Here is a 7,909-nt window from a genome sequence, read left to right as displayed (position 1 = left end):
TTAAAAATTATTTTAAAATTTTTTAAATAATATTTAATTTAATATTATATTATTTATAAATATTTTAATAATTAATTTAATTTGAAAAATTATTAAATCAATTATTCTAATAATAATTAATCATTTAAAAAATAAAATCGTGGTATAATGATAAGTATTAAAAACCTTTCTAAATCATATAAATTGGATAATGGGGAAGAAGTGGAAGCCCTTAAAAACATTAATCTTGAAGTTAAAGAAGGAGAGATTGTAGGTATTTTAGGAACAAGCGGTTCCGGAAAGACCACACTTTTGAGAATTTTGAGAGGTGTGGAAAAATTTGATGAAGGTGAAGTCAGGGTAGACAGATACACCTTGAAGCCGGATTCATCTCAATTTTATTTCAATCAAGTCAAGAAGGAAACTGCAATTCACTTGCAAAGGTCATTCGGTATTTGGCCTGAAACTGCATTGGACAATGTTGTAAGAAAACTCTACGGTGCAAAATACGGTGATGAGGCAGGAACAGACTTTAAATTGGCTCATGATCAATTTGATAAGGAAGCTTATGAACTCTTGGACCTTGTAGGATTGAAGGAAAAGTCCGGTCACTTGGCTTCCGTATTGAGCGGTGGAGAGAAGCAAAGGCTCATCATGGCAAGACAGCTTGCAAAGAAGCCTAAGGTAATGCTTCTTGACGAACCTGCAACTATGGCATGTCCTAAAACCAAGCAGGAAATCCTGGATGCGGTCAAGAAGATCAATAAGGAATTGGGCATCACTGTTGTCTTGGTATCTCACTTGCCTGAAATCCATAAGTTCCTTGCAGATAGGGTCATCCTTTTTGAGGATGGTGAAATAGCCAAGGAAGGGGATGTTGACGAAATCATAGACGAATTCCTTAAAGACATCGAAGACCCTGTTGACATTGAGCTTGAATCCACAGACGAAACCCTCATTAAAGCATGTGATTTGGATAAAAGGTTCTATTTGCTTAAAGGTAAAGACGTTTTGCACATGAGGGACATCAGCTTTGAAGTGAAAAGGGGAGATGTCCTATCCTTGGTTGGTCCAAGTGGAGCAGGTAAGACAATACTTCTTCGTATGCTAGGTGGTATGGATGTCCCTGATGAAGGGGATGTATTGTTCAAGCTTGAAAAGGATGATGGAACCACATGGGTTAATATCAGAAAGGCAAGCCTTGACAGGATGGAAGTCAGAAGAAACTTAGGATTCATGCATCAGGAATTCGCTTTGGTATATTGGGCTACTGTCCAAAATCAATTGGCCGCCAAATTAGGATTTAAAAGATTTGATATGGTTCAAGAAGCTAAGGAAAGAGCTAAGGCAGAAGGATTGCCTGATGAACTCCTTGATGCATTGTATCAATTGACAGACCTTCCAGAAAGGGAGGCTAAGGCCCGTCTTGAACAGGTTGGACTTGATCCAAGCATTCTTGATGAACTGTTCCCTAAATTCCCTGAAAGCGAAATCAAGGAACAGGTTGCAGACCTATTTGAAGCACTTGACTTGCCTTTGGACATCTTGGGAAGAAAGTCCTATGAATTGTCTGGCGGTCAGAAGGTAAGGGCAATGCTTGCACTTGTGCTTGTATCCAAACCTGATATCTTATTGCTTGACGAACCGTTTGGAGACTTGGATCCAAAGACCTTGAGAACAGTTACAAACTCACTTAAGAGAATCTGCAAAGAGTTTGGAACAACCATTGTAATGGTCTCACACAATACAGATTTCATAAGGGAATTGAGTAACAGGGCAATATTCATTGACCAAGGCATTCTTTTGGATGACACCAAAGATGTTGATAAGTTGGTTGATGACTTCATAGGATTCTGTCATGCTGATTACTTGATGTAATCAGTATTTAATTTTTTTTTTAAAAATTTTAAATTTAAAATTTTTTAATTATTAATCTTAATTTCTTCTAATCAAATTTTTTATATTTAAAAGATGATATTATGTTTAAGAATATTTTAGTTGCCAGTGACGGTTCCAAATGTGGAGACAAGGCAGTGGATTTGGCCATTGACTTGGCAAGCAAATATGATGCCAGAATAGCTGCATTGTATGTTATGGATTTCACATCTGATTTCACATACGATGACTTGGATGATGCCGGCGGAGCGGTATTGGATGAGATTACAGCCAAAGGAAAGGAAAAGGGGGTTGTTGTAGTCGAGCATATCATAACTGCAGACCCAATTCAGGATATGGCAACAATGATTAGAAAGATCAATCCCGACATTGCAGTTTTCGGAGCCTTTGGAAAATCCATGGACAATGAAGAAACAATTGATTATTCCAGGATTGGAAGTGTGGCTGAAAATGCTCTAAAGGTATCAAAAGTCCCTGTGATCTTAGTAAAATAAATTTATTTTTCAATCTATTTTTAACTCTTTTTTTATCTTTTTAGGCTTTCTATTCTCTTTTTTTAATAATTGGATTAGTTATTACCTTTAAGGCTTAATTGGAATAAGTTGTAATAAAATAAAACAATTTATATATCATTAAAAGTAAAAATATTATTAATTATTTATTGGAGGTAAAATCATGGCAGAATACAAATGTACTATTTGTGGATACGTATTTGACACTGAAAAAGGAGAAGAAAGAAGAGACGTAGCTCCAGGAACTGCTTGGGAAGACGTTCCAGCTGATTTCAAATGTCCTTTATGCGGTGCTGTAAAGACTATGTTCAAAGCATTATAAATAATTAAATTTTTTTAGGATTCAGTATTGAAACAATCAATTTTTTAATTAATTGAAGGTGAAAATATGGCTATGGTATGTGACATTTGTGGATACACTTATGATCCAGAAGCTGGTGACCCTGATAACGGAATTGAAGCAGGAACTGCTTGGGAAGACTTGCCTGATGATTGGGTTTGCCCAATGTGCGGTGCTGAAAAAGCAGATTTCGTAGATGAATAATCTGAATTATATTTTTACTTTTTTTATTTTATTTAAAAAAGTAGAGGATAATTTTTATTTTTATAAACTTAATTTATTTAAGATATAAAGAGGTCTTATTATGGTAAATGAAAAAATGCAAGCAGCATTAAATGCTCAATTGAACGCAGAAGTATATTCAGGATACTTATACTTATCCATGGCAGCTTACTTTGAAGACATCGACTTAGCAGGATTCGCTAACTGGATGAGAGTCCAAGCTGCAGAAGAATTGGAACATGGAATGAAATTCTATGACTACATAATCAGAAGAGGAGCAAGCGTAACCCTTACTGCAATTGAAGCTCCACAAACCGAATGGGAATCCCCACTTGCAGCATTTGAACATGTTTTATCTCATGAACAAATGGTAACCGGTTTAATCAACGATTTAGTTGACTTAGCTATTGAAGAAAAAGACCATGCAACCAACAACTTCCTTCAATGGTTCGTAGAAGAACAAGTTGAAGAAGAAGAAAACGCTATGGAAAACTTAGCTAAACTCAAATTGGCAGGTGACGACAACTCCTTATTATACAAACTCAATGAAGAGTTTGCTGGTCGTGGAACAGCAGAATAACCCAGCTTTTACTCGCCTTCGGCTCGTAAAACCTGGACCAAAACTCTTTACACTAGTTGAGAGCAAACACTCTTAACTATTTTCTTACTTTTTTTTTATTTTTTCTATTTCATTAAAAACATTATTTTTTCTCTTTTTAAGAATTATATGCTATTTAGTACTTATTTTAAAAAATTTACAATATAAAGTCAATATTGACTTTATTTAGTCAGATAAATGCTTAAAAATAAAAATACTTAAATATAAGTATTTTAAAAAATATTATTACTTATAAATATAAAAAGTAATATTGTAAAAACAAATAAATTAATTATTAATCAATTAATCAAAATTGAATTTAAAGGAGGCTAAAAATGGCAAAGGTAACTGTAATGGGATCCACTGGAACTATAGGTAAAAACGTCACATTCAAATTGGCTAGGGCAGATGTGATAAGTGAGGTTGTGCTTTTTTCAAGACCTGAAAGCTTGGATAAGGCAAAAGGTCAAAGTTATGACATGTATGATGCATTGGCTGCTGAAGATATTGACTGTCTACTCACCCCCTCATGCAATTTCGAAGACATTGCAGGCTCTGATATTGTATTGATTACTGCTGGCGTTCATAGGGATAAGGGCATGAGCAGACGTGATTTGGCCTTTACAAATGCCAAAATAGTTTCCAATTATGCAAAGCAGATTGCCATTCATGCTCCTGATGCAATTATTCTTGTTGCAACAAACCCTGTAGATGTCATGACTGCAATAGCCTATGACGCTTCCGGATTCAATAGGGATAAGGTGATTGGTCTTGGAAATCACTTGGATTCCTTAAGGTTGAAGACTTACTTTGCAAGACGCCTGAATATCAACGGCAGTGAGATACATACCCGTGTAATTGGAGAGCATGGGGATAATATGGTTCCTCTTTTAAGTTCAACAACCATCGGAGGTATTCCTCTAAAGTACTTTATCAGAGAGGTGGAATTGGATATCAAGGACATCATTCAGACTCTAAGGAATGCGGGAAACACTATCATCTCCAAAAAGGGAGCTACTGAATATGGGCCTGCATATGCAATATCAAACCTGATTACAACAATCATAACCAATACTCACAAGATATTGACCGTCAGCCTATATCTGGATGGAGAGATTGCTGATGTAAAAGGAGTTTGCTTAGGAGTTCCTTCAGTCTTATCCAAGAAAGGAAACGCAATGATCGTTCCTATTCATATGAATGAGTATGAGACCAATAAGTTCAGAAATGCGGCAGAAGAAATCAAAAAGCTTACTGATGAGGTAATGGAAAGCTTAAAAGAAGAATAATCCTAATAATTTAGATTATATATTTAGTTAAATGATGGATAATCTTATAATTTAGATTATATATTAAGCTAAAGAGGGGTAATCTTAATAATTTAAATTATCTATTAAAAAAACTATTTCTTAAAGTTTTAAAAAAAGAGATAGAAAATAAATTTAATTATTTTCTATTTTTTTAATTTTATTTCCTATTTTTAATATTTAAAATAAAAATACTGCATAATGATAGGATTAGCAATGCAATAGGATTTGCTGTTTTTTCATTTGAAGGATTGATTTTAATGTTTTTTACACTATTCCCTTCATTGATTTTCTCAGTATTTTTATTTGATTTTTCATTGTTATCGTCATAACTTATATATTCATAAGGAGGATGACTGTGTGAAAGACTAAGGCTTAATTCAGTTTTTCCAACATCTTCAACTTTTAGTATTGCATAGATGATGAGTGTCTCTCCAGGACCTAATCTGTCTATTATCCAGGCGGTTTCATCAAGTAATCCCACATGCCTATCTGATGGGGATGTTGATTCAGCCCTCAACCAGAAATGGTCTGGATCTTCAGGAGAGAAGACTTCCAAAACATGTACGGTAAATGGATTGTTGTTTGTTATGGTAATTGTATAATTGATTTCATCCCCTATTTTTCCTTTGTTTCCGCTTGGCTTTGCATCTACAATGATATTATGGGATTCATCATGTGTTTGAGGATAGTCTATTTCCAAATATTCCTCATCTGATTTAAGGGTATCCTCATCTTTTTCAATATTGCTTAAATCTTCTTGATTTGTCTCTTCAAGATTATTTGGGGAATCATATGTTTCAATGGAAAATTCTTGGTCTTGTGCATCCAATCCATTGGCATCTGATATTTCTTCTGCACATGCAGTACTTATAGAGATTAAAATTAAGAAAATTAATAAAACTGGCGTAGCAAAACTATCGAAATTCATAGAATCACCTGGATAAGAATTATAATTGAAAAATATAATCTTAAAAATTTTATTCATTACTTATTTTCTATTATGTTAACAGGTGTTAATAAAATTTATGATAACCGCGTAAACTTTTTTTTAATGGAAAAATAGTAAAAAAATAAAAAAATATGTTTATAATTTATTCATCATAAACATATTGTGAAGGTACTAAAGGCACCTTATATGCCTTTAAGATAGCTATTAAGCTATCAAGCTCTTTGGATTGCAATAGAAGAACAGCCTTTTCTTCCTTTTCATGGGTAAAGGCATAAAGATAGTCTAGGTCGATTCCTTCTTCCTTCAAGATCTTTAAAATGGAAGAAAGTCCTCCTGGAGTGTCTTCTATTATAGCTCCGATGATAGGAGTGTTCTTGACGATATAGTATTTCTCTTCAAGGACCTCCTTAGCTTTTTTAGGGTCTTCAACAACTATTCTTAAGATGCCGAATTCTGAACTGTCCGCTAAGGATAATGCTACAATGTTGATGTCATTTTCTGCAAGCAAATCTAAAACCTTATACAGGTTTCCTATTTTGTTTTCTATGAATATGGATAATTGGGTAATCTTATACATTTTCAACTCCCTCTAATATTAATGTAAATTACGTTTGTCAATAACTCTTTGAATCTTACCTTTTGTGCTTCTTGGAATGCTCTTAGGTGCAACCAGTCTGACCTTGACTGCAATTCCAATCTCATTTTGGATGTATTCTCCAATCTTGTTCTTTACAGCGATCATTTCCTTTATGTCATCTGAAAAGAGAGCCTCGGAAGCTTCCACCTTGATTTCAATCTCATCCATTATATCAGGTCTTGTGACTATGATTTGATAGTGAGGTTCGATGTCACTTACCTTAAGAAGTGCCTTTTCTATTTGTGATGGGAATACAGCAACTCCTTTCACTTTAATCATGTCATCTGATCTGCCGGTAATCCTTTCCATTCTTGCAAGGGTTCTGCCACACTCACAAGTGTCATAGTGAAGTGCAGTGAGGTCCTTGGTTCTGAATCTGATTACAGGCATGCTTTCTCTTTCAAGGTTAGTTAATACCAATTCACCGTGAGTGCCTTCAGGTAATGTGATTCCAGTTTTTGGATCAATGATTTCCGGATAGAAGAAATCTTCAGCAATGTGCAAGCCGTTCTGTGCACAGCATTCCATACCAATACCTGGACCCATCAATTCTGTAAGGCCGTAAATGTTATAAGCTTTGGTCTTAAATGTCTCTTCGATTCTGTCTCTCATTTCAGCTGTCCACATTTCAGCTCCGAAACCTATAGCTTTAAGACCAATTTCATCGAAATCTATTCCCTCTTCCTTAGCAACTTCTCCTAAGTAGATACCATAGGATGGAGTGAAGATAAGACAGGTACTTCCGAAGTCTGCCATGATTTCAACTTGTCTTCTTGTCTGTCCAGTTGAAATAGGGATGATTGTAGCCCCTAATCTGTGAGCGCCATAGTGAACACCGAATCCTCCTGTAAACAATCCGTAACCGTGTGTGTTCTGTATGATGTCGTCTTCATCAAGACCCATCATGGTAAGCCCTCTTGCAACGATTTCCCCCCAGTTGTCAATGTCCATTTGGGTGTATCCGCTTACCACAGGCTTTCCGGTAGTTCCGGAAGATGAGTGGACCTCTATGATTTCCTTCTTGTCGACTGCAAACATTCCAAATGGATAACATGCCCTTAAGTCATCTTTGGTAAGGAACGGCAACTTTTCAATATCCTTTAAAGTCTCTATGTCTTCAGGGAAGACATTTGCATTTGTATATTTTTCATTGTAATAGGGAATCTTGTCAAACGCCCTTTTTACAGTAGCCTGCAACTTCTTCAACTGAAGTTCAGAAATGTCTTCTCTTGACATGCATTCAATTTCTTCATTCCACATATTCTAACCTTTTTCTATTTGTGTAATTTTTGAATTTTTGTAATTATTATAATTATAATTAAATATCTTATTTTTTATATATGCTAATTTGCATAATAAATTTTTTTTAAATTTATTTAATTAATCCTAAATTCTTCATGTATTCCAAACTTTTTTCAATGAAATCTACAGACATTAACTCTAACATGTAGATGCCATCATACTTT

9 protein-coding genes are annotated in these 7,909 nt (G+C 34.8%); 6 read left to right on the top strand and 3 right to left on the bottom strand.

Annotation, left to right across the window (positions count from 1 at the left end):
* Window positions 1–147: 147 nt before the first annotated feature.
* The 6 genes from IJE13_RS00715 to IJE13_RS00690 all read left to right on the top strand — a co-directional run bounded on the left by IJE13_RS00715 (window position 148) and on the right by IJE13_RS00690 (window position 4,836).
* Window positions 148–1,857, top strand: a complete 1,710-nt coding sequence (locus tag IJE13_RS00715; protein WP_292775879.1) for an ATP-binding cassette domain-containing protein — start codon at window positions 148–150, stop codon at window positions 1,855–1,857.
* A gap of 101 nt (window positions 1,858–1,958) precedes the next feature.
* Window positions 1,959–2,369 (top strand): universal stress protein, encoded by a 411-nt coding sequence (locus IJE13_RS00710; protein WP_292775877.1) that lies wholly within the window; start codon window positions 1,959–1,961, stop codon window positions 2,367–2,369.
* Between the two features lie 181 nt (window positions 2,370–2,550).
* Window positions 2,551–2,709, top strand: coding sequence for a rubredoxin (locus IJE13_RS00705; protein ID WP_292775875.1), 159 nt, complete (start codon window positions 2,551–2,553; stop codon window positions 2,707–2,709).
* A gap of 66 nt (window positions 2,710–2,775) precedes the next feature.
* Entirely contained in the window at window positions 2,776–2,931 is a 156-nt protein-coding gene (locus tag IJE13_RS00700) for a rubredoxin (RefSeq protein WP_292775873.1), read from the top strand.
* 100 nt (window positions 2,932–3,031) lie between these two features.
* A complete protein-coding gene (locus IJE13_RS00695) occupies window positions 3,032–3,529 on the top strand; it encodes a ferritin (RefSeq protein WP_292775872.1) in 498 nt (165 codons plus the stop codon).
* Window positions 3,530–3,882: 353 nt separating this feature from the next.
* Window positions 3,883–4,836, top strand: coding sequence for a malate dehydrogenase (locus IJE13_RS00690; protein WP_292775869.1), 954 nt, complete (start codon window positions 3,883–3,885; stop codon window positions 4,834–4,836).
* Between the two features lie 178 nt (window positions 4,837–5,014).
* On the opposite strand, the gene IJE13_RS00685 is transcribed toward IJE13_RS00690, so the two are convergent.
* From IJE13_RS00685 to IJE13_RS00675, 3 genes are all read right to left on the bottom strand, one after another.
* Entirely contained in the window at window positions 5,015–5,785 is a 771-nt protein-coding gene (locus tag IJE13_RS00685) for a hypothetical protein (protein WP_292775867.1), read from the bottom strand.
* Between the two features lie 163 nt (window positions 5,786–5,948).
* Window positions 5,949–6,389, bottom strand: a complete 441-nt coding sequence (locus IJE13_RS00680) for an acetolactate synthase (protein ID WP_292775865.1) — start codon at window positions 6,387–6,389, stop codon at window positions 5,949–5,951.
* 12 nt (window positions 6,390–6,401) lie between these two features.
* The gene (locus IJE13_RS00675; RefSeq protein WP_292775863.1) at window positions 6,402–7,703 is read right to left on the bottom strand and encodes a phenylacetate--CoA ligase; all 1,302 of its coding nucleotides are present in this window, start codon (window positions 7,701–7,703) and stop codon (window positions 6,402–6,404) included.
* Window positions 7,704–7,909 lie beyond the last annotated feature (206 nt).

The organism is Methanobrevibacter sp., from assembly GCF_017410345.1.
GTDB lineage: Archaea > Methanobacteriota > Methanobacteria > Methanobacteriales > Methanobacteriaceae > Methanobrevibacter.
This window is presented reverse-complemented; position numbering and strand designations above follow the sequence as displayed.

Coding starts and splice junctions, on each gene's coding strand:
- IJE13_RS00715 (WP_292775879.1), top strand. CDS start 148: ATGATAAGTATTAAAAACCTTTCTAAATCATATAAATTGGATAATGGG.
- IJE13_RS00710 (WP_292775877.1), top strand. CDS start 1,959: ATGTTTAAGAATATTTTAGTTGCCAGTGACGGTTCCAAATGTGGAGAC.
- IJE13_RS00705 (WP_292775875.1), top strand. CDS start 2,551: ATGGCAGAATACAAATGTACTATTTGTGGATACGTATTTGACACTGAA.
- IJE13_RS00700 (WP_292775873.1), top strand. CDS start 2,776: ATGGCTATGGTATGTGACATTTGTGGATACACTTATGATCCAGAAGCT.
- IJE13_RS00695 (WP_292775872.1), top strand. CDS start 3,032: ATGGTAAATGAAAAAATGCAAGCAGCATTAAATGCTCAATTGAACGCA.
- IJE13_RS00690 (WP_292775869.1), top strand. CDS start 3,883: ATGGCAAAGGTAACTGTAATGGGATCCACTGGAACTATAGGTAAAAAC.
- IJE13_RS00685 (WP_292775867.1), bottom strand. CDS start 5,785: ATGAATTTCGATAGTTTTGCTACGCCAGTTTTATTAATTTTCTTAATT.
- IJE13_RS00675 (WP_292775863.1), bottom strand. CDS start 7,703: ATGTGGAATGAAGAAATTGAATGCATGTCAAGAGAAGACATTTCTGAA.